Source organism: Micromonospora sp. NPDC049044 (assembly GCF_040649215.1).
Lineage (GTDB): Bacteria > Actinomycetota > Actinomycetes > Mycobacteriales > Micromonosporaceae > Micromonospora.
Genome location: NZ_JBEZFA010000020.1, coordinates 91445 through 109370, shown reverse-complemented (window position 1 = coordinate 109370; position 17926 = coordinate 91445). Strand labels below are relative to the sequence as shown.

At 70.9% G+C, this 17926-nt stretch carries 16 protein-coding genes and 1 riboswitch; of the genes, 5 read left to right on the top strand and 11 right to left on the bottom strand.

What is annotated here, in order from left to right; translation table 11 throughout:
* The first annotated feature begins 86 nt into the window (after positions 1-86).
* Together AB0B85_RS18570 and AB0B85_RS18565 are read left to right on the top strand one after the other, a co-directional pair.
* Complete coding sequence (locus AB0B85_RS18570; RefSeq protein ID WP_357408774.1) at positions 87-1025, top strand: GNAT family N-acetyltransferase; 939 nt, start codon at positions 87-89, stop codon at positions 1023-1025.
* Between the two features lie 78 nt (positions 1026-1103).
* Positions 1104-1352 (top strand): hypothetical protein, encoded by a 249-nt coding sequence (locus tag AB0B85_RS18565; protein ID WP_357408772.1) that lies wholly within the window; start codon positions 1104-1106, stop codon positions 1350-1352.
* Between the two features lie 56 nt (positions 1353-1408).
* Here the strand turns inward: AB0B85_RS18565 and groL are convergent, their stop codons facing one another.
* The 3 genes from groL to AB0B85_RS18550 all read right to left on the bottom strand — a co-directional run bounded on the left by groL (position 1409) and on the right by AB0B85_RS18550 (position 4730).
* Positions 1409-3031: a chaperonin GroEL gene (gene groL / locus AB0B85_RS18560; protein ID WP_030490078.1), complete on the bottom strand. Its 1623-nt coding sequence runs from the start codon at positions 3029-3031 to the stop codon at positions 1409-1411.
* Positions 3032-3303: 272 nt separating this feature from the next.
* Positions 3304-4431 (bottom strand): hypothetical protein, encoded by a 1128-nt coding sequence (locus AB0B85_RS18555; protein ID WP_357408770.1) that lies wholly within the window; start codon positions 4429-4431, stop codon positions 3304-3306.
* A 95-nt stretch (positions 4432-4526) separates the two neighbouring features.
* On the bottom strand, positions 4527-4730 hold the full coding sequence (locus tag AB0B85_RS18550; protein WP_357408768.1) for a cold-shock protein: 204 nt from the start codon (positions 4728-4730) through the stop codon (positions 4527-4529).
* A 309-nt stretch (positions 4731-5039) separates the two neighbouring features.
* On the opposite strand from AB0B85_RS18550, the gene AB0B85_RS18545 reads away from it, so the two are divergent.
* On the top strand, positions 5040-5570 hold the full coding sequence (locus tag AB0B85_RS18545; protein ID WP_357408766.1) for a GNAT family N-acetyltransferase: 531 nt from the start codon (positions 5040-5042) through the stop codon (positions 5568-5570).
* Positions 5571-5653: 83 nt separating this feature from the next.
* Here the strand turns inward: AB0B85_RS18545 and paaN are convergent, their stop codons facing one another.
* The 5 genes from paaN to AB0B85_RS18520 form a co-directional block, all read right to left on the bottom strand.
* Positions 5654-7327, bottom strand: coding sequence for a phenylacetic acid degradation protein PaaN (paaN, locus tag AB0B85_RS18540; protein WP_357408764.1), 1674 nt, complete (start codon positions 7325-7327; stop codon positions 5654-5656).
* 50 nt (positions 7328-7377) lie between these two features.
* Positions 7378-8397, bottom strand: coding sequence for a GNAT family N-acetyltransferase (locus tag AB0B85_RS18535; protein ID WP_357408762.1), 1020 nt, complete (start codon positions 8395-8397; stop codon positions 7378-7380).
* A gap of 408 nt (positions 8398-8805) precedes the next feature.
* A complete protein-coding gene (thrC, locus tag AB0B85_RS18530) occupies positions 8806-10092 on the bottom strand; it encodes a threonine synthase (RefSeq protein WP_357408760.1) in 1287 nt (428 codons plus the stop codon).
* Between the two features lie 10 nt (positions 10093-10102).
* Positions 10103-10238: riboswitch (SAM riboswitch) on the bottom strand.
* 84 nt (positions 10239-10322) lie between these two features.
* Positions 10323-10529 carry a hypothetical protein gene (locus tag AB0B85_RS18525; protein ID WP_357408758.1) on the bottom strand — a complete coding sequence of 69 codons (207 nt, stop codon included), beginning with the start codon at positions 10527-10529 and terminating at the stop codon, positions 10323-10325.
* 143 nt (positions 10530-10672) lie between these two features.
* A complete protein-coding gene (locus tag AB0B85_RS18520) occupies positions 10673-11641 on the bottom strand; it encodes a DMT family transporter (protein ID WP_357408756.1) in 969 nt (322 codons plus the stop codon).
* Positions 11642-11732: 91 nt separating this feature from the next.
* On the opposite strand from AB0B85_RS18520, the gene AB0B85_RS18515 reads away from it, so the two are divergent.
* Positions 11733-12038: a helix-turn-helix transcriptional regulator gene (locus AB0B85_RS18515; protein ID WP_357408754.1), complete on the top strand. Its 306-nt coding sequence runs from the start codon at positions 11733-11735 to the stop codon at positions 12036-12038.
* 298 nt (positions 12039-12336) lie between these two features.
* Here the strand turns inward: AB0B85_RS18515 and AB0B85_RS18510 are convergent, their stop codons facing one another.
* Entirely contained in the window at positions 12337-12792 is a 456-nt protein-coding gene (locus AB0B85_RS18510; RefSeq protein ID WP_357408752.1) for a DoxX family protein, read from the bottom strand.
* Positions 12793-13155: 363 nt separating this feature from the next.
* Between AB0B85_RS18510 and AB0B85_RS18505 the strand changes: the two genes are divergently transcribed.
* Complete coding sequence (locus AB0B85_RS18505) at positions 13156-13836, top strand: DUF4232 domain-containing protein (RefSeq protein WP_357408750.1); 681 nt, start codon at positions 13156-13158, stop codon at positions 13834-13836.
* A gap of 9 nt (positions 13837-13845) precedes the next feature.
* On the opposite strand, the gene AB0B85_RS18500 is transcribed toward AB0B85_RS18505, so the two are convergent.
* Entirely contained in the window at positions 13846-14712 is an 867-nt protein-coding gene (locus tag AB0B85_RS18500; protein WP_357408748.1) for an ABC transporter permease subunit, read from the bottom strand.
* Entirely contained in the window at positions 14712-17576 is a 2865-nt protein-coding gene (locus AB0B85_RS18495) for an alpha/beta fold hydrolase (protein ID WP_357408746.1), read from the bottom strand. The genes AB0B85_RS18500 and AB0B85_RS18495 overlap by 1 nt, the downstream gene beginning before the upstream one ends.
* Positions 17577-17926: the final 350 nt, after the last annotated feature.

The following is a 17926-nucleotide window of genomic DNA, read 5'->3' as shown; positions in this document are numbered from 1 at the left end:
CTGACGCCTCGCGTACCGGAAGGACCCTTTACCGACACCACGGGCGGGAGCGCGGATCAGCAGACGGTGATCTAGGGTCGGCGACCATGGACGCCGAGATCACCGTCACTGAACTGACTCCCGACCTGGCCCCCACCGTGGCGCGACTCTGCGAACAGGCTCTCGACCTGCCCGAGGACGCCGCCGAGGCGGCCCCCATCGTGGACGTGCTCTGGCCCCGGGCTGCCGCTGCGGGCCGGCCGGCGGTGGGGCTTGGCGCGTACCGGGGTGCGGACCTGGTCGGGGTGCTGCTCTGCTCGGTGTCGTCGACCGAACCGGGGATCGGGCACGTGGACCTGGTCGCGGTCCTGCCGGCGCACCGCCGCCGGGGCGTCGGCCGGGCGCTGGTGCGGCGGGCCGAACAGGTGCTGGCCGAGCGCGGGGTGACCGAGGTGCTGCTGGTCGGCAACCCGCCGTACTACGCGTGGCCGGGCATCGACGTTCGCTACACGCCGGCGGTCTGCGCCGCCCGCAGTCTGGGCTACCAGCAGGACCGGACGGCCTGGAACATGACAGCCGACCTGTCCTACGACGGGTCGCCGGCACTGCGGTCCACCGAGGCGGCCGAGCGGCGGCTGGCCGATCAGGGCGTCACCGTACGCCGGGCGGAGCTGGCGGACCTGCCGGCGTTGACCGCGTTCGCCCGGTCCACCTTCGGTGGCACCTGGGACGGCGAGCTGGCCGGGTCGGTGGGGCGGGACACTGCCGGCTGTCACCTGGCGGAGCGGGACGGCGAGGTGCTGGGTTTCGCCGCGTACGGGTCGTCCCGGCCGAGCTGGTTCGGGCCGATGGGCACCGCCCCGGCCGCCGAGGGGTCGGGCATCGGTGGCGTCCTGTTGCGGCGCTGCCTGCGGGACCTGCAGGCGGCGGGGCTGACCCGGGCGGAGATCGGCTGGGTGGGGCCGGTGCCGTTCTACTCCGGCAGCGCGGGTGCCCGGATCGAGCGGGTCTTCTTCCTGTACCGGAAAACGCTGACGCAGGGCTAACCAGGGCAAAAAGGGCATTGATTCATTCGCCCGCGTCGGCCATCGATGCCCCCTACCGTCTTGGTAGAGGAGGCAGCCATGACCACGGATGACGACCAGACCGAGGACGGCCCGCCGATCACCTGGAAACCGGTCGGCGAACTCCCCGGCCAACTGCCGTTCGACAGGCTCGACTACGGCGACGCCGAGCAACTGGCGGAGATGACCACCGACGACGAGTCGGTGGCCGCCGAGGAGCCACGGGAGATGGTGGACGCGCCGATCCAACTGCTTCCGCCGTACAGCCGGGCGCAGAAGCGGCGCAACCAGCGACCACTGCCCACCTGACGACGAACGGGGCGGACCGCGTCAGCGGCCCGCCCCGTTCGGTGTCGGAACTGGACTCAGAAGTCCATGTCCCCGCCACCCGGGCCAGCCGGGGCAGCCGGGGTCTTCTCCGGCTTGTCCGCGACGACGGCCTCGGTGGTGAGGAACAGCGCCGCGATGGACGCGGCGTTCTGCAGCGCCGAGCGCGTCACCTTGGCCGGGTCGATGATGCCCGCAGCCAGCAGGTCGACGTACTCGCCGTTGGCGGCGTTGAGGCCGTGACCCGCTTCGAGGTTACGGACCTTCTCCACCACGACGCCGCCCTCGAGGCCGGCGTTGACGGCGATCTGCCGCAGCGGGGCGTCCAGCGCGACCTTGACGATGTTCGCACCGGTCGCCTCGTCGCCGACCAGGTCGAGCTTGTCGAAGGCGGTCTTGCCGGCCTGGACCAGCGCGACGCCACCACCCGGGACGATGCCCTCCTCGACGGCGGCCTTCGCGTTGCGAACGGCGTCCTCGATGCGGTGCTTGCGCTCCTTGAGCTCGACCTCGGTGGCCGCGCCGACCTTGATGACCGCAACGCCGCCGGCCAGCTTGGCCAACCGCTCCTGCAGCTTCTCCCGGTCGTAGTCGGAGTCGCTCTTGTCGATCTCGGCCCGGATCTGGTTGACCCGGCCCTGGATCTGCTCGGCGTCACCGGCACCGTCGACGATGGTGGTCTCGTCCTTGGTCACCACGACCTTGCGGGCGCGGCCCAGCATGTCGAGGCTGGCGGCGTCGAGCTTGAGGCCGACCTCCTCGCTGATGACCTGGCCACCGGCGAGGATGGCGATGTCGGTCAGCATGGCCTTGCGGCGGTCACCGAAGCCCGGCGCCTTGACGGCGACCGACTTGAAGGTGCCACGGACCTTGTTGACCACCAGGGTGGCGAGAGCCTCGCCCTCCAGGTCCTCGGCGATGATCAGCAGCGGCTTGCCCGACTGCATGACCTTCTCCAGGATCGGGAGCAGGTCCTTCACCGACGAGATCTTGCTGTTGGCGATCAGGATGTACGGGTCGTCGAAGACGGCCTCCATACGCTCCGGGTCGGTCATGAAGTAGGCCGAGATGTAGCCCTTGTCGAAGCGCATACCCTCGGTGAGCTCCAGCTCCAGCCCGAAGGTGTTGCTCTCCTCGACGGTGATGACGCCTTCCTTGCCGACCTTGTCCATCGCCTCGGCGATGATCTCGCCGACGGTGCTGTCGCCAGCGGAGATGGAGGCGGTGGAGGCGATCTGCTCCTTGGTCTCGACGTCCTTGGCGAGCTTGGACAGCTCCTCCGAGACGCTCGCGACAGCGGCCTCGATGCCCCGCTTCAGGGCCATCGGGTTGGCGCCGGCGGCCACGTTGCGCAGGCCCTCGCGAACCAGGGCCTGGGCCAGGACGGTCGCCGTCGTCGTGCCGTCACCGGCAACGTCGTCGGTCTTCTTGGCGACCTCCTTGACCAGCTCAGCGCCGATCTTCTCGTACGGGTCCTCGAGCTCGATCTCCTTGGCGATGCTCACACCATCGTTGGTGATGGTGGGGGCACCCCACTTCTTCTCGAGCACGACGTTGCGGCCCTTGGGGCCGAGGGTCACCTTTACGGCGTCGGCGAGCTGGTTCATGCCCCGCTCGAGGCCGCGGCGCGCCTCTTCGTCGAACGCGATCATCTTGGCCATACGGCGTTGTCCTCCTGGACACTCACGGGCCACCCGAGATGTGTGCCTCGAATGGGCCGCCTGGTGTACGCACCTTGGGACGTCGCCACCTGGCGACGACGACGTCCTTCGGCCGGGCCGGATAGCCCGCGACGACCGGCCATGTGCCGCCCCGGCGTCTCCACGCCGGTGCAACCTGGCCCCACCGTCCCGACCATTGGCACTCACGGTATGCGAGTGCCAATGACTTGTTTAGCACTCTCCCCTGCCGAGTGCAAGCACGATGGGGCCGCTCAGCCGAGTTCGGCGGCCAGTCCGGCGCTGTTCACCGGCGCCTCATGGGCGCGCTGCTCGACGTACGTCACAAGCAGACCGAGCAGCTGGGCCAGGTGGGCCGGCAGGGCCAGCGTGGCGGTGACCGCGATCACCGCCACCACCCCGATCGCGGAGCCGGGCGACGCGAAGGGTTCGTCGCCGAACGCCGCGGTGCCCACCCCCTCCAGGCCGCCGGAGATCACGTTGACGATGATGATCGCCAGGCCCACCAGGGCCACCCGACCCAACATGAGGCCGAGCCGGTCGTGGAACATCCGGAACGACCTGCCGATCGGGTCCTGGCGTTCGAAGAGATAGACCGGGCCCGCCATGCTCAGCGCGAACGTCAGGTAGATGCCCGGCAGCACGCAGCAGCAGAACCCGATGCCGACGAGCACGCTGATCAGCAGGGTCCACCCCCACAGCCCGAGGGCCCGACGCAGGCCGTAGCGCAGTGCGGAGTCCAGGCTGCCCGGCTGACCGGACGCCTGCTGCGTGATCACCCAACTGCCCGCGGCCCACCCGACCGCCTGCACCAGCCCGACAAGCAGACTGCCGCCGATCAGCGCCCCGAGAAGGCCCGCCAGATCGACTGCGAAATTGTCAGGCAGTGCGGGAGCCGACGCCGACCCGGACGGGACGGCCCAATCGGCCGGCGGTTCGAGGCCCAGGGAGATCACCGAGAGCACGGCCGCCGGTAGCACCTGGGTGAGCAGCATGATGGGCACCAACTGCCGCCAACCCCGGCGCAGCGCTCCCGCACACCTGCTGAACCAGCCCGCCAGGCCGGCGCCGGGCGGAGTGACAAGGGGATCGTTCGGGTCGAGCCCGTAACCCGGCGGATACCAGCCGACCGGCGCCGCCGGGTACCACTGCTGGGCGGCGTAGGGACCCGCCCCGGGCGGGTAGCCGCCGGTGGGCGGGAACGTCCAACCCTGCGGCGCCGGGTCCCAGCCGGGCGGCGGGCCAGTCGGTGGTACGCCCGGCTGCGACGGGGCCGGTGGCTCCCCGGCCGAGCCGGAACCGCCGAACGGGACGGTCGGATCGGACGAGCCCGGCTCCCCCGGCCCAGAGGGTGGGGTGGGCGGGGGCGGCTGGTCGGTCATGAACGCTCCTCAGCATCGGCTGGAACGGCCACGATCTTCCCGGTTGTCCGCCGATGCCGCAGCCCCGCCGCGCGGGGCCGATCGAGGAGGAGAGCTCAGGCGACGACGCGTACGTGCTCGGCCTGCGGGCCCTTCTGACCCTGGCCGATCTCAAACTCCACCCGCTGACCGTCGTCAAGCGCCTTGTAGCCGTCCATCTCGATCGCGGAGAAGTGAACGAACACGTCCTGACCGCCGTCGACGGCGATGAAGCCATAGCCCTTTTCGGAGTTGAACCACTTCACGGTGCCCTGTGCCACGGTGTACTTCCCCCACTCTGCGCGGTGTCGCCTGACCTGGCGCACGGCACTGCCGGACGCCCACCGGCCACCACCTCAGCGATCGATGACGACCATTGAAAAAGGTGACCGAAATCGCACGCTACACGAGGAGTGAGCGCCGCGCACGGCCACAAATCGGGCGCATTCCGGGGTACGCCGACCGCGCTTGTCGGTCCGGTTTTTCGACGCGCCGGATCCAGGCCGACGCGCTTCCCGGGCACCGGGCCGACCGGCCGACGGGGCCGGCGCTGCCGTAACGGCCACCGCCCCTGTGGTAGGCATGCGGGCATGACCACCGATACGGGCGCGACAGCCCTGCGGCAGGCGGAGATCCGCCGGGTCCGGCCGGAGGACGCCGCCCGAATGCGGGCCCTGCGCCTGGAGATGCTCGCCGACGCACCGTTGGCCTTCCTGGAGACCCTGGCGGACGCGGCGGCCCGGCCGCACACCGAATTCGCCGCCCGGGTCGCGTACACCTCGGCCGGCCCCGGCAACGCGCAGTTCATCGCCGACCCGGGCGGCCGGCTCGTCGGACACGCCGGTGGCACTGTCTCCCCGCACGAACCCGGGCTCACGGTGATCTACGCGGTCTACATCACGCCGGCCTGGCGGGGGCGCGGCCTGCTCGGTGAACTGATCGACGGGGTGGCCGCCTGGTCACGCGCCTGCGGCCGACCGGACCTGCTGCTTGAGGTGGTGGTCGGCAACGACCGCGCCTACCGCGCCTACAAACGGCTGGGCTTCACCGACACCGGCGTGCGCGTCCCCCACCCCACCATCCCGGCCCTGACCGAGCTGCAGATGCGCCGATCGGCCTGACCCGAGGGATCCCCGGGGCGCGACACGGGACGCGTTTCCGGGGGCAACGAGGAACGGTGCTGCCCCCGGAAATCCGCCAGAGATCAGGCGTGGCGTCGAGACTGGACGATGCGGAAGCGGTTGGCCACGTACGCCCCGTCGGTGAGCGCGGCGTTGGCCGCCGCGTTGGCGCCACTGCCGTGGAAGTCGGAGAACGCCGCCGACTGGTTCACGAAGACCCCGCCGGTGAGGTTGCCGGACAGGTGCACCCCGACCTCGACCGCCACCGCCTCGGTGGCGTCCAGCACCGCCTCGTCGGTCGAGTAGACCCCGGCGGTGAGCGCACCCTTCTCGCCGACCGTGCGGCGCAGCAACTCCAGGCTGTGCGCTGTGGAGTCGGTCGCGATGGCGAACGAGATCGGCCCGAACCACTCCCGGCCGTACGTCTCCTCGTCGTCAGCGGTCAGCTTCACGATCGTCGGGGTACGCACCACAGCGTCGGCGTACACCGGGTGGGTCACCGCCCGCGACTCCAGCACCGGCTCGCCGACCTTGGTGACCTCGGCCAGCCGCTCCAGCACCCCGTCGTTGACGATGGCGCCGGTCAGCTCGACGCCCCGGGCCGGGTCGGCGGTGAGCTTGCCGACCGCGGCGGCGATCCCGCCGGCCACCTCGTCGAAGCTCTTGTGCCCCTGGTCGGTTTCGATGCCACCGGCCGGGATGAGGATGTTCTGCGAGGTGGTGCACATCTGACCGCTGTACAGGGTGAGCGTGAAGCCGAGATTGCGGCACATGCCGGCGAAGTCGTCGGTGGAGTCGATGACGACGGTGTTCAGGCCGGCCTTCTCGGTGTAGACCGACGCCTGCCGGGCGTGCGTCTCCAGCCAGTCGCCGTACTCGGTGGAGCCGGTGAAGTCGACGATCTTCACCGAGCGGTGCAGGGCCAGGTCGCTGGCGAGCTTCTCACCGGGGGCCTCGGCCGCCAGCATGATCAGGTTCGGGTCGAAGCCAGCCTCGGCCAGCACCTCCCGGGCGTACTTCACGGTGATCGCCAGCGGGAGCACGGCTCGCGGGTGCGGCTTGACGAGCACCGGGTTGCCGGTGACCAGCGAGGCGAACAACCCCGGGTAGGAGTTCCAGGTCGGGAAGGTGTTGCAACCGATCACCAACGCCACCCCGCGCGGCACCACGTGGAACGTCTTGGTCATCCGCAGCGGGTCACCCTTGCCGGCGGCCTTCTCCCAACTGGCAGTGCCCGGATGCCGGGTCATCTCGGCGTACGCGTACGCCAACGCCTCGAGCGCCCGGTCCAGTGCGTGCGCGCCGCCGGCCTGGAAGGCCATCACGAACGCCTGCCCGCTGGTGAACTGCACAGCGTTCGCCAACTCGAAGATGTGCTTGTGCAGCCGGTCCAGAATCTCCAGGCAGACCCCCACCCTCGCCTGCGGGCCGGCGTCACGCCAGGCCGGCAGCGCGGCGGAGGCGGCGTCGACAAGCTCGCCGGGGCCGGCATGCGGGTACCGCACCGCCAGCTCCACCCCGAACGGGCTCGTCTCGGTGGCGACCCGTGCGCCGGTGCCCGGCTGGTCGAGCGGGAAATCACCACCGAGGTACGCCTCGAAGGCGGCCTTACCGTCGGCGGCGGCGGTCTCGCCGTACACCCGGGGGCTGGGAGATTCGGGATAGGCGGACCAGTAGCCCCGCTCCGTGATCGCGGTCAGCGCACGGTTGAGGGTGTCGGCGTGCCTCTCGTACAGGGGATGCGGGGTCTCCGTCATGCCCGCCATCATGCCTGAGTCACCTCGGCGAGCAGTAGCGCCGATACCCGTCAGAGGGTGAGCTGCCAGTCGGTCCAGGCGTCCACCGGGCGGAAGCCGAGCTGCTCGTTGATCGCCACCATGTAGGTGTTGCTTGCCGCGTTCCAGGTGTCGATGACGCGTACCGCCGGTTCGTGGGTGAGCAGGTGGTGCAGGTTCTCGGCCTTGGCGATGAGGCCGAGCCGGTGCCCCCGGTGAGCCGGGTCGACGATGGTGATCTGCTGGTACGCGTGCCAGTCGGCGGAGGCGCTGACGTCCAGCAGCGTCCAGGCGACGATCCGGCCGGACGCCTCGTGTCGCATCCCGAGGTGGTAGCGCCGCCGACCCCTGGCCTCCAGGGCGCGCTCGGTGCCGCGGATGCGTTCGGCGTCCACCTGCTCCGGCTCCCACTGCACGTCACCCATCGGCGCGTCCATCATCAACCGGCCGTCCAGGTAGGCGATGTCCGCGATGTACTCCTGCGGCGTGGCGCCCTGCCAGCAGACCGACCGGTAGCCCTCGGCTCGCGGCCGGGCCTCGGCGAGCGCCGTCCGCAGCGCGACCCGGTCGATGTCGGCGACCACGAGACGGCGGCGCACCTCGGCGAGTGCGGGCTGGGCTCCGGTCGTCGCGGCGAACGCGTCGCCCGCCGCGCTTCGCGCCGGACCGTCGGGCAGCGCGGAGACGGCCATCGCCACGACCCGCTTGCGTCCGTGCTCGCGGAGCAGGCGTACGCCGTACTCGTGCAGTGCCCGACCGACGCCCCGACGCCGCAGCTCCGGATGCACTGTCAGCTCGACCGTGGCGTTGTCGGTGTTGTCGAGCTGCGGCAGGTCCAGCTGGAGGAAACCGGCCGGCGCGCCGTCGAGCCGGGCCAGCGCCCAGAGCGACCGGGTGCCGGGCATCGGCGTGTGGAACAGCGCGTCGAAGCGTCGCCTGCAGAACGGCGGGAAGTCCGGCAGGTCGACCTCGTTGGCCGCCGCGCCGATCCGGTACGCCTCGTCGACCGACGTCCGGTCGGCGCCGTCGAACGACGCGATGGTGATGGTCATGCCGCTGAGCGTGCATCCGGAAAAGCGATCGGGCCAGCGAATTACTCGCTGGCCCGATCGAACGTGGTCGGGAGGGACACTCGCACAACGCCTCCGGCGTTGGGTCGCAAGAACTTCAAAAGTCTTCGGCGAAATGCCCTCCCGCACGGAGCATCTTGCGCCGTCCGGTTCCTGCCGTCAAGTCCGCAGCGGCGGGTTTTCCACACTCACAGCGAAACCTCAGTTACCCGACTGATCCACTCGACCTTTCGGACAACCCCGCCCATCCATCACGCCAACCCGCCCAGCAGACCGTCACCCCGCACGGCGCCATGCGCACCGCCCTTGATCCACTCGGGTTTCATGACAACGGGCGGTCCGGGCCGGGCGGACACCGCGGTTTCCAGGAACCCGAGTGGATCAAACGGGTCAGCCGAGGAGGCCGGCGTCGCGGGCGGCGCGCAGCGAGGGCTTGATGTGGTGGGTCGGTCCGACCTGGCCGGCCACCGCGTCAACGGTCTTCAGACCTTCACCCGTGTTGAACACGACGGTCTCCGCGGTCGGGTCGAGGCGACCTGATTCGACAAGCTTGCGGAGCACCGCCACTGTCACCCCGCCTGCGGTTTCGGCGAAGACGCCCGTGGTGCGGGCCAGATCGCGGATGCCGGCGCGGATCTCGTCGTCGTCGGCGTACTCCATCCAACCGCCGGTGCGGCGGACCGCCTCCAGCGCGTAGACGCCGGCGGCCGGGTCGCCGATGTTCAGCGACTTGGCGATGCCGGTGGGCTTGACCGGGATGATCGTGTCGGTGTCGGCGTGCAGCGCGGTGGCGATGGGGCTACAGCCGGCGGACTGGGCTCCGAAGACCTTCCAACCGCCGGCCGGCGCCTCGACCAGGCCGATCTCCACAAGCTCGGAAAACGCCTTGTCGATCTTGGTGAGCAGCTCGCCGCTGGCCATCGGGATGACCACCTGCGCCGGGATGCGCCAGCCGAGCTGCTCGGCCACCTCGTAGCCGAGGGTCTTGGAACCCTCCGCGTAGTACGGCCGGACGTTCACGTTGACGAACGCGGTGTCCTCGAATTCGTCGGTCTCCACCAGCTCGCCGCAGAGCCGGTTGACGTCGTCGTACGAGCCGTCGATGGCGACCAGCTCACCGCCGTAGACGGCGGTGGTGACGACCTTGCCCTGCTCCAGGTCACTGGGGATGAAGACGACTGAAGGTGCCCCGACACGGGCGGCGTGCGCGGCCACCGAGTTGGCCAGGTTGCCGGTCGACGCGCAGGCGAACCTCGTGAAACCGAGCGACTTCGCGGCGGTGAGCGCCACCGAGACGACCCGGTCCTTGAACGAGTGGGTCGGGTTGGCGCTGTCGTCCTTGACCCACAGCGGTGCGGTGATGCCCAGCTCGGCAGCGAGGTGCGGGGCCGCCACCAGCGGGGTCAGCCCCGGGTCGAGGGTGACCCGACTGGCCGGGTCCTGACCGGCGGGGAGCAGTGCGGCGTAGCGCCAGATGTTGTCCGGGCCGGCCTCGATCTGTTCGCGGGTGACGGCGGCCAGGGCGGTGGAGTCGTAGTCGACCTCCAGCGGGCCGAAACACTCGTAGCAGGCGTGCTGGGCGACCAGCGGGTAACGGGCCGAGCAGGCACGGCAGACCAGGGCGCGGGCGGGGCTGGCGGCGGTGGCGATGCCGGAGGCGGCGAGCGTCGACGTCATGTCGAGGTTCCTCTCATCTTTCCCCACATCGCACCGTGCGGCGGGGACGGAATTGGCACCTGCCCCGCGGGTCGCTCAGCGGTGAGCGCGCGGGGTGGTTGCCGGGGCGTCGTCGGGCCGTATCCCTCAGCCCCTCTGGATGAGGTATGCAGTTGTGTTGTCGAGTCTAGGCAACGATGGCCGCCGCCTCTACCGCGGATCCCACGCTGTGAGCCGAACGACTCAGCCAGTTACCGGCGGCGGCGCTTCCCGAGACAGATCGCCACGGCACCGAACGCGGCCAGTAGAGCTGCCATGATCCAGCCCGCGGCCAGGATGTCGTCGCCGGTGGGCCGTCCGCCCCCGGCGACCAGCCAGACCGCACCGCCCGCGAAGAGGATCCCGACCAGAGCGGACACCATGGTGACCAGGGCGCGCTGCTCGGGTTCATCGGTCAATCTCGATCGATGTCACAACGATGTCCCTCGCTGGGCGGCCATCCGCAGGATCGATGGCGGGGTCGGTGGCAGGCGGCTCATCGTGCCACGAATCCGCTGCAACTTTCGTCCCCGCGCTGCCGGGCCCAGCGACGGCAGGCGGGTCAGCGGCGGCTGACCGCGACGGGGTCGACCACCGCGAGCTGGTCGGTGATCGCGGTGGACTGCGGCGGCGACGAGGGCCGGGGCCGCACCCTGGTGGCGAGGTTCGCCGCGACCAGCGCCCCGATCGTGATGGCGGCCCCGATCAGCTCGATCGGCTCCGGGCGGTAGCCGCGGACGATCTGCACCGCGAAGGTGGTGACCGGGACCAGGTTCATGAACAGCGCGGCGTTGGCGGCACCGAGCCGCTGCACACCGGTGTTCCAGGCCAGGACCGCGACCACCGCGCCGACGAGCACGGCGTACCCCAGTTGCGGGGTGACCGCCGCGAGGTCGGCGGCGGCCGGCGCGTGCTGCCACCCGACGGCGTCCGCGCCGATGCTCGCGGCCAGCATGGCCACCGTGCCGGCGAGCGCCGTCAGGGTGGTGAAGCGCAGCGGGGACCAGGCGCCGAACCGGCTCGCACCGTGGGTGTAGATACCCCAGCCGAGCACCGCACCGATCATCATCAGCCCACCCAGACCGAACTGGCCGAGCCCGGCCAGGCTCCCGCGGGTGATCACCAGGCCGACTCCGAGGAGCGCCACCAGGGAGAGGGCCAGCAGGAGCGGCTTCGGCCGTACGCCGTCCCGGGCCCAGCGGACCAACTGGGTGATCAGCGGGGTGGTGGCCACGAAGAGGGCGATCTGCTGCGGGGCGGCGTGTTCGAGGGCCAGGTTGGTGAGCACGTTGAAGCCGGCGAAGCCGACCACGCCGAGCAGCACGATCTCGCCGGTCCGGCCGCCGTGCCGCAGCGCGCCGGCACCTTCGCGGAGCAGCAGAATGGCGACCAGGACGACGCTTGCGAGCAGGTAACGGGCGGTGGTCAGGTTGAGTGGGTCAACCCGGGTCAGGGCACTGGCCAGGACCGGGAACATCACGCCCCAACCGAGTGCGGCGAGCAGCGGATAGGCGGCGGCGCGAGGTCGCATCGTCAGCTCCAATGTTCGAGAATCGTCGAACCAACGGAACCGACCATAGGGTGTTGTTCGAAAGTTGTCGAACAAGGGTTACACTGGTCACATGGAGCCGCACGAACCCGACCTGGCCGACGTACCGGTCACCGCAGTGCTTGCCGCCCTCGCCGACGACGTGCGGCTACAGATCGTGCGGGCGCTTGTCGATGGCGGCGAGGCAGCCTGCGGCAGCTTCGACTTCGGCGTCTCCAAGGCGACCCGCAGCCACCACCTCAAGGTGCTCCGCGAGGCCGGCCTGACCCGCACCCGGGCCGCCGGCACCAGCCGCCTGGTCCGACTGCGCCGCGACGAGTTGGACCACCGCTACCCGGGCCTCCTGGACGCGGTCCTCGGCACCGGCACGCCGGCCTGACGCCCAGCTTCGCCGGCCCGCGCGCGTCTATCGCTCGACACTCGGGCCTTGTCGCCGACGGGCGCTGCCGCGCGGTGGGTAAGACCTGCCACTCGGGCCCTGTCGCCGCCGGGCGCTGCCGCGCGGCGGGTAACACCTGCCACTCGCGCGCTTTGGAGCTGAATCGTTTGCGATATCAGCGCAAGGACTGAGTGCCGATCGCGCCCTCTCTCGCCGAGCACTGCGGGGGCGATCCCTGACCGGGCGCGTCGCCGAAGCCGCCTCGTCGAGGCCCCGGCGACGCGCGGCACGGGTGCGGTCAGACGACCATCGAGCTGCGCTCGGGCATCGGTGCCTCGGGCGTGGATGGCACGTCACGGCGACGGGAGAGCAGCGTGTCGAGCGCCCAGGAACCCGGGCCGAGGGCCGCGATCAGCAGGAAAGACCAGCAGAAGAGCGCCGACAGTTCGCCACCGTTGCGCAGTGGCAGCAGATCATCCGGCTGGTGCACGACGAAGTAGGCGTACGCCATCGAGCCGGATGCGAGTAGGGCGGCGGGTCGGGTGAAGAGCCCGGCCAGCACGAGGGTGCCGCAGACCAACTGGATCAGCGCGGCCCACCAGCCTGGCCAGGCGCCGAGCGCTATCGCCCGGCCGGTCACGGGGTTGCCGCCGAACAACCCGAAGACCGAGGCCAGGCCGTGTAGTGCGAACAGCAGGCCGATCACGATGCGGAACAGGGACAGGGTCGGCCCGCCGAGCCGAGGAACGTTCATCGGTACCTCCATCGAAGGAATCGGATCACTTCAATGTGAGGCATGAAAGTATCGAAGGTTATAAATTCCTTGCTAGTGGGAAAGTCCCCGGTCGGAATGTACCGGTGTCCGCGGCCCCACGTCGAGCATCAGCGCCGGCAAAGACCCGCGCGCACGCTTCTGAGCTGCGGTTACGCGAGAATTTAAGCCGAGCCGTCCGCCGTGGGCACGCTCCCACAGTGTGGGTACGGCCCATCGAGTTGCCCCGGGCAGCGGCAGGCCGACGAGCAGGCTCACCGGACGGCGGCGGATCGCGCCGAGGAGCAGAGCCGAGATCTGGGGGCCGGGCGGTGGCGGCACGCCCACGTGGGCGAGGATCGCTTGATGATCTCCCGCAACAGCCCGGCCTGGCGACGGATCAGCGCAGTGGTCGCGGTGCCCCTCGCGCTCGGCGCCTGCACCGCTGGCGACCATCGGGGCCAGGGCGGGGACGCTCCACCCCGGCAGCCGACCGCACCGAGCCCGTCGGCAAGTGTCGACGCGCCGCCGTCGTGCCCGGCCAGCGGCGTACGGATCCGGTCGACCGGCGGGGACGCCGCGATGGGACTGCGCGCCCTCGGCCTGGAACTGGTCAACTGCGGCGACCGCCCCTACCAGCTCAACGGGTACCCCGTGCTGCACGTGTTCGACGAGCAACACGAGCCGGTCATGTTGCGCGTCGTCAACGGCGCGAAGGAGATCACCTCGGGCTTCGACCAACCACCCCGACAGGTCACCCTCGCCGCCGGGGAGCGGGCCACCGCCGTGGTGCTCTGGCGCAACCTGGTCACCGACTCGACGGTGGTGGCAACCAACGGTGAGTTCCTGACGGTTGCGCCCGCGGCCGGCCAGCCGGGCGAAGAGGTGGACCCGGACGGCCCGATCGACCTGGGCAACACCGGCCGGATCGGGGTCAGCGCCTGGAAGAAGGCCGACCCGTCCGCGCCGGTGCCGTCGCGCCCCACCCCGCCACCGGTGCCGAGCGCGGTGCCGTCGTCGGTCAGCCCACCCGACGGTCGGCTGTGAGCCCCGACCCTAGGAGGTGATGTCCTTGCGGGTGAAGCGCCAGAAGGCCAGCCCCCAGAACAGCGTCGCGTAGCTGATCGCCGAGATGCAGCCGCGTACCACGTCGTCGGTCTGCACCGGGGTGGAGAGCAGGCCCAACCAGGCGGTGCTGAAGTGGGTGGGTAGGAAGTCCCGCAGCGCGCCCAGGGCGGTGATCTGGTCCAGGATGCTGGACAGGATCCAGAGCAGCACCGCACCGCCGACCGCGCCGAGCGCGGCGTCAGTGGTCACCGACAGCAGGAACGCCAGCCCGGCCACCACAAGCAGGACGACCGCCAAATAGCCGAGCACGGCAAGCAACCGGAGCAACCCCTCGGTGGGTTCCAGCTCGGCGGCGACAGTGCTGCGCAGCGGCGACCAGCCGTAGCGCAGGGTGCCGGCCAGCAGGGCGGTGCCGGCCAACAGCACCAGAGCCAGTCCCGAGTACGCCAGCGCGACCACCAGCTTCACCGTCAACAACCGGGCCCGGGGCACCGGGATCGCCAGCAGGTACCGCAGGCTGCCCCAGCTCGCCTCACTGGCCACCGTGTCGCCGCAGAACAGCGCGACGACCACCACGAGCAGGAACGACGCCGACACGAAGATCGAGAAGAGGGTGAAGTTGAGGCCGCCGGAGGTGGCCAGGTCCACAAGGCTGGCGAACTCGTTGTTGCCGTTGTCGTCATCGCCACCGGAATTGAACTGGAAGGCGATCAGGATGATCAGTGGCAGCAGCACCATGAACCCGAGCGCCAGCTGGGTCCGCCGCCGGGACGCCTGCCGACGGAACTCCGCCGCGAACGGCATGGTGGCCGACGGCCGGTAGCCCCGGGCCTCACCCGCGTCGACAACAGCCATCACCGGTCACCGCTTCCCCGAGAGTTGTCGCCCACCAGGGCGAGGAACGCGTCCTCCAGGCGGCGCCGCGGCACCACCCGGTCCACCCCGATGCCGGCGCGCACCAGCTCGGCCACCACCTCGCTGCGGGCCGTGCCGTTGGTGTCCACCACCAACTGGCCGTCGCTCTCCGGCAGCACGCGGACCCCGTGCAGCCGGTCCAGTACGGCCCGCGCCGCCACCGGGTCGGTGACGTCGAACAGCACGCTCGGCGACTCGCCGACGATCTCCTCCACCGGCCCGGACGCCACTATCCGGCCCTTGTTGACCACCACCGCGTGGGTGCACGTCTGCTCCACCTCGGCCAACAGGTGGCTGGAGACCAGCACCGCCCGACCGTCAGTGGCGTAGCGCTGGAGCACCCGGCGCATCTCGGCGATCTGCGGCGGGTCGAGCCCGTCGGTCGGCTCGTCCAACACGAGCAGCTCGGGCAGGCCGAGCATGGCCTGGGCGATGGCGAGGCGCTGACGCATGCCGTGGCTGTAGTTCTTGATCTTCCGCTGCACGGAGTCGCCCAGCCCGGCGATCTCCAGGGCCGCGTCGAACCGGGCGTCCTCCCACGGCCGGCCGGTGGCCCGCCAGTACGCCTTCAGGTTCTCCAACCCGGACAGGTGCGGCAGGAAGCCGGGTCCCTCCACAAGCGCGCCGATCCGGGACAGCACCGGCGAGCCGGGCACCAGCCGGCGACCGAAGACGTAGATCTCCCCGGCGGTCGGCTGGGTCAACCCCATCAGCACGCGCAGGGTGGTGGTCTTACCGGCGCCGTTGGGCCCGAGCAGACCCACCACCTGACCGGGGTGCACCTCGAAGTCGACGTTCGACACCGCCACGAAGCCGTCCGCGTACTCCTTGCGCAGCGCGCGCACGGCCAACGGCGTGTCCGCGTACTCCGGATGCACCGAGCGGTCCTGGCGGCGGTGCCTGCGGCGCAGGACGGCGACGACCACGACGAGGCCGATCGCGATGGCGGCGAGCAGGCCGGCGAGCACCCAGCGCCAGATCGTCGCGGCGGTGGGGATCGGCTCACCGTCGACAGTGGGCAGGCTGACCGCGCCGTCGGCCGCCACCGTGTAGACGGTCGGTTCGGCGGGAGTGGTGTACGCCTGGTCGGAGGTCGCCACCACCAGGCGCAGCCGGTGGCCGGCCTCCACCCGGCGGACGATCCCGGGCAACGTCACGGTGACCGGGCGGGCGTCCTGCACCCGCTGCGGCAGGCCGGTGAGCCGGATCGGGGCGACCAGCCCGTTCGGCAGGGTCGCCGCGCCGTCCTTGTCGACGTCGTAGAGCTTGACGAAGAGCACCGCCGTGCCGGTCGGCGAGGCGGCCCGCAGGGTGACGGTGGGCGCACCGGCCACGTCCACCGCCTCGGTGAGCGGGGTCGACTCGAACCGGGCGTGTTGGCCCGGCACGTCGCCGGCCACCCCGTCCAGCAGGGAGGTGAGCCCACCGGCGAACGGGATCGAGGAGATGGCGGCCGGGTTGCCGTTCGGCGGGTTCGCGATCGGCTGGGCCGGTCCGGCGACGGTGATCTCCCGGCGGGCGTTTCCGGTGAGGCCCGGATAGTCCGCGCGGCGGAAGCCGGTGGCGACCAGACCCCTGTCGAGCGCGTCGAAGCCGGCGATCCGCGACCAGGTGAAGCCGTCGCCGGGCGCGTCGCCCTCGCCCTTGACGTAGTGGTCGAGCCACTGAACGGTCAGGAACTTCACCCGGTCGGAGTCCGAGCGGGGTCCACTGCCCCCGTCGTGACCGCCGGTGAACCAGGCGACCCGCACCGGGGTGCCGGCGGCGGCGATGCCCTTCGCGTTCGCGTCCGCCTCGCCGAGCGGGAAGAGGGTGTCCGCCTCGCCCTGCACCAGCAGGGTGGGTGCCTTGATCCGGTCCAGTACGCCGGCCGGGCTGGAGCGTCGCAGCAGGTCCACGGCCGCCTGGTCGGCCTGCCCGGCGGTGGCGACCCGCAGGTACGCGGCGCACACGTCGGCCGCGAACCGTCCGCAGGACGGGTCGGCCGCACCGGCCGGGGCGCCACCGGGACCGCTGCCCGGACCGGCACCCGGCCCCGGGCTGGGCGGGCCGGCCGACGCCGGTGCGCCCTGCGGCTGGGCCGCGGTCCCGCCGGAGAGCCCCGCCGGGCCGGAACCCACGTTGCCGCCGCCGCCGAAGAAGAGACCGGCCCATCCCTTCTTGAACACACCCTCGGTCGGGGCCGCACCGGTGCTCTCCGGCAGGAAGGCACGGGACAGGTCGTTCCAGGTGATCATGGGGACGATCGCGTCGACCCGCTGGTCCTGGGCGGCCAGCAGCAGCGCCAACCCGCCGCCGTACGAGCCGCCGACCACACCGACCTTCGGGTCACCGGCGGCGTCGGTGCGGACCTCGGGTCGGGCGGCCAGCCAGTCCAGCAACCGCTGAGCGTCGCGCACCTCGTAGTCCGGGTTGTCCAGATGGATCTCGCCGCCACTTTTGCCGAAACCCCGTGCGGTCCAGGTGAGCACCGCGTAGCCGCGCCCGGCGAACTCCTCCGCGTCGGAGCGCACCGACTCCTTCGTGCCGCCGAACCCGTGTGCCAACAGCACCGCCGGGACCTTCCGACCGGACGAGGCGTCGTCGGGCAGGTAGAAGGTGGTGTCGAGGTCGACCGGCTGGTCGCCGGACGGTCCGGAGCGGACGGTGAGCATCGCGCTCTCGGTGCGTACGCCCGGCCCCTTCGGCCACACCGCCCAGGTCACGGCGGCGGCCAGCAGCACGACGACAGCCGCGGCGGCGATCGCGCGACGGCGGGTGGGCAGGGCACGCCGGAACCACGCGGCCGGCGACGGCGATGTCATGCGGCACACGGTACGGCGCGCAGGCTGAGCATTAGCTGAGATCCGCCGTACGTCCGTCCGGTTGCCCCGATCGGTGTGCGGACGTCAGCGAGCGCGCCGTGTCGGGCGCGGCCCAGTGAGTTGAATTCGGATCCCGTGAATTCCGATCTTTCACAGATATCAACCTGGATCCCTCCATGTCACACCCATCGACGAAACAGAGCGTGTCGGGAACGCGGGCGAATGGTGACATTGCTCGAACTGACGCGAACCTGACTCGTCCAGGAAGGCCTGACCAGCAGGGGGGTCGGTTAGTTTTCCGGTCCGGTGCACGGGACTTGTCGGGCCACCCGACGCCGCGCCGATCCGCG

Excerpts from the sequence above, each read along its gene's own strand:
- AB0B85_RS18495 (WP_357408746.1), bottom strand. The coding sequence starts at position 17,576 with ATGACATCGCCGTCGCCGGCCGCGTGGTTCCGGCGTGCCCTGCCCACC.
- AB0B85_RS18520 (WP_357408756.1), bottom strand. The coding sequence starts at position 11,641 with ATGCGACCTCGCGCCGCCGCCTATCCGCTGCTCGCCGCACTCGGTTGG.
- AB0B85_RS18555 (WP_357408770.1), bottom strand. The coding sequence starts at position 4,431 with ATGACCGACCAGCCGCCCCCGCCCACCCCACCCTCTGGGCCGGGGGAG.
- AB0B85_RS18570 (WP_357408774.1), top strand. The coding sequence starts at position 87 with ATGGACGCCGAGATCACCGTCACTGAACTGACTCCCGACCTGGCCCCC.
- AB0B85_RS18500 (WP_357408748.1), bottom strand. The coding sequence starts at position 14,712 with ATGGCTGTTGTCGACGCGGGTGAGGCCCGGGGCTACCGGCCGTCGGCC.
- AB0B85_RS18505 (WP_357408750.1), top strand. The coding sequence starts at position 13,156 with ATGATCTCCCGCAACAGCCCGGCCTGGCGACGGATCAGCGCAGTGGTC.
- AB0B85_RS18545 (WP_357408766.1), top strand. The coding sequence starts at position 5,040 with ATGACCACCGATACGGGCGCGACAGCCCTGCGGCAGGCGGAGATCCGC.
- thrC (WP_357408760.1), bottom strand. The coding sequence starts at position 10,092 with ATGACGTCGACGCTCGCCGCCTCCGGCATCGCCACCGCCGCCAGCCCC.
- AB0B85_RS18535 (WP_357408762.1), bottom strand. The coding sequence starts at position 8,397 with ATGACCATCACCATCGCGTCGTTCGACGGCGCCGACCGGACGTCGGTC.
- groL (WP_030490078.1), bottom strand. The coding sequence starts at position 3,031 with ATGGCCAAGATGATCGCGTTCGACGAAGAGGCGCGCCGCGGCCTCGAG.
- paaN (WP_357408764.1), bottom strand. The coding sequence starts at position 7,327 with ATGACGGAGACCCCGCATCCCCTGTACGAGAGGCACGCCGACACCCTC.
- AB0B85_RS18565 (WP_357408772.1), top strand. The coding sequence starts at position 1,104 with ATGACCACGGATGACGACCAGACCGAGGACGGCCCGCCGATCACCTGG.
- AB0B85_RS18510 (WP_357408752.1), bottom strand. The coding sequence starts at position 12,792 with ATGAACGTTCCTCGGCTCGGCGGGCCGACCCTGTCCCTGTTCCGCATC.
- AB0B85_RS18515 (WP_357408754.1), top strand. The coding sequence starts at position 11,733 with ATGGAGCCGCACGAACCCGACCTGGCCGACGTACCGGTCACCGCAGTG.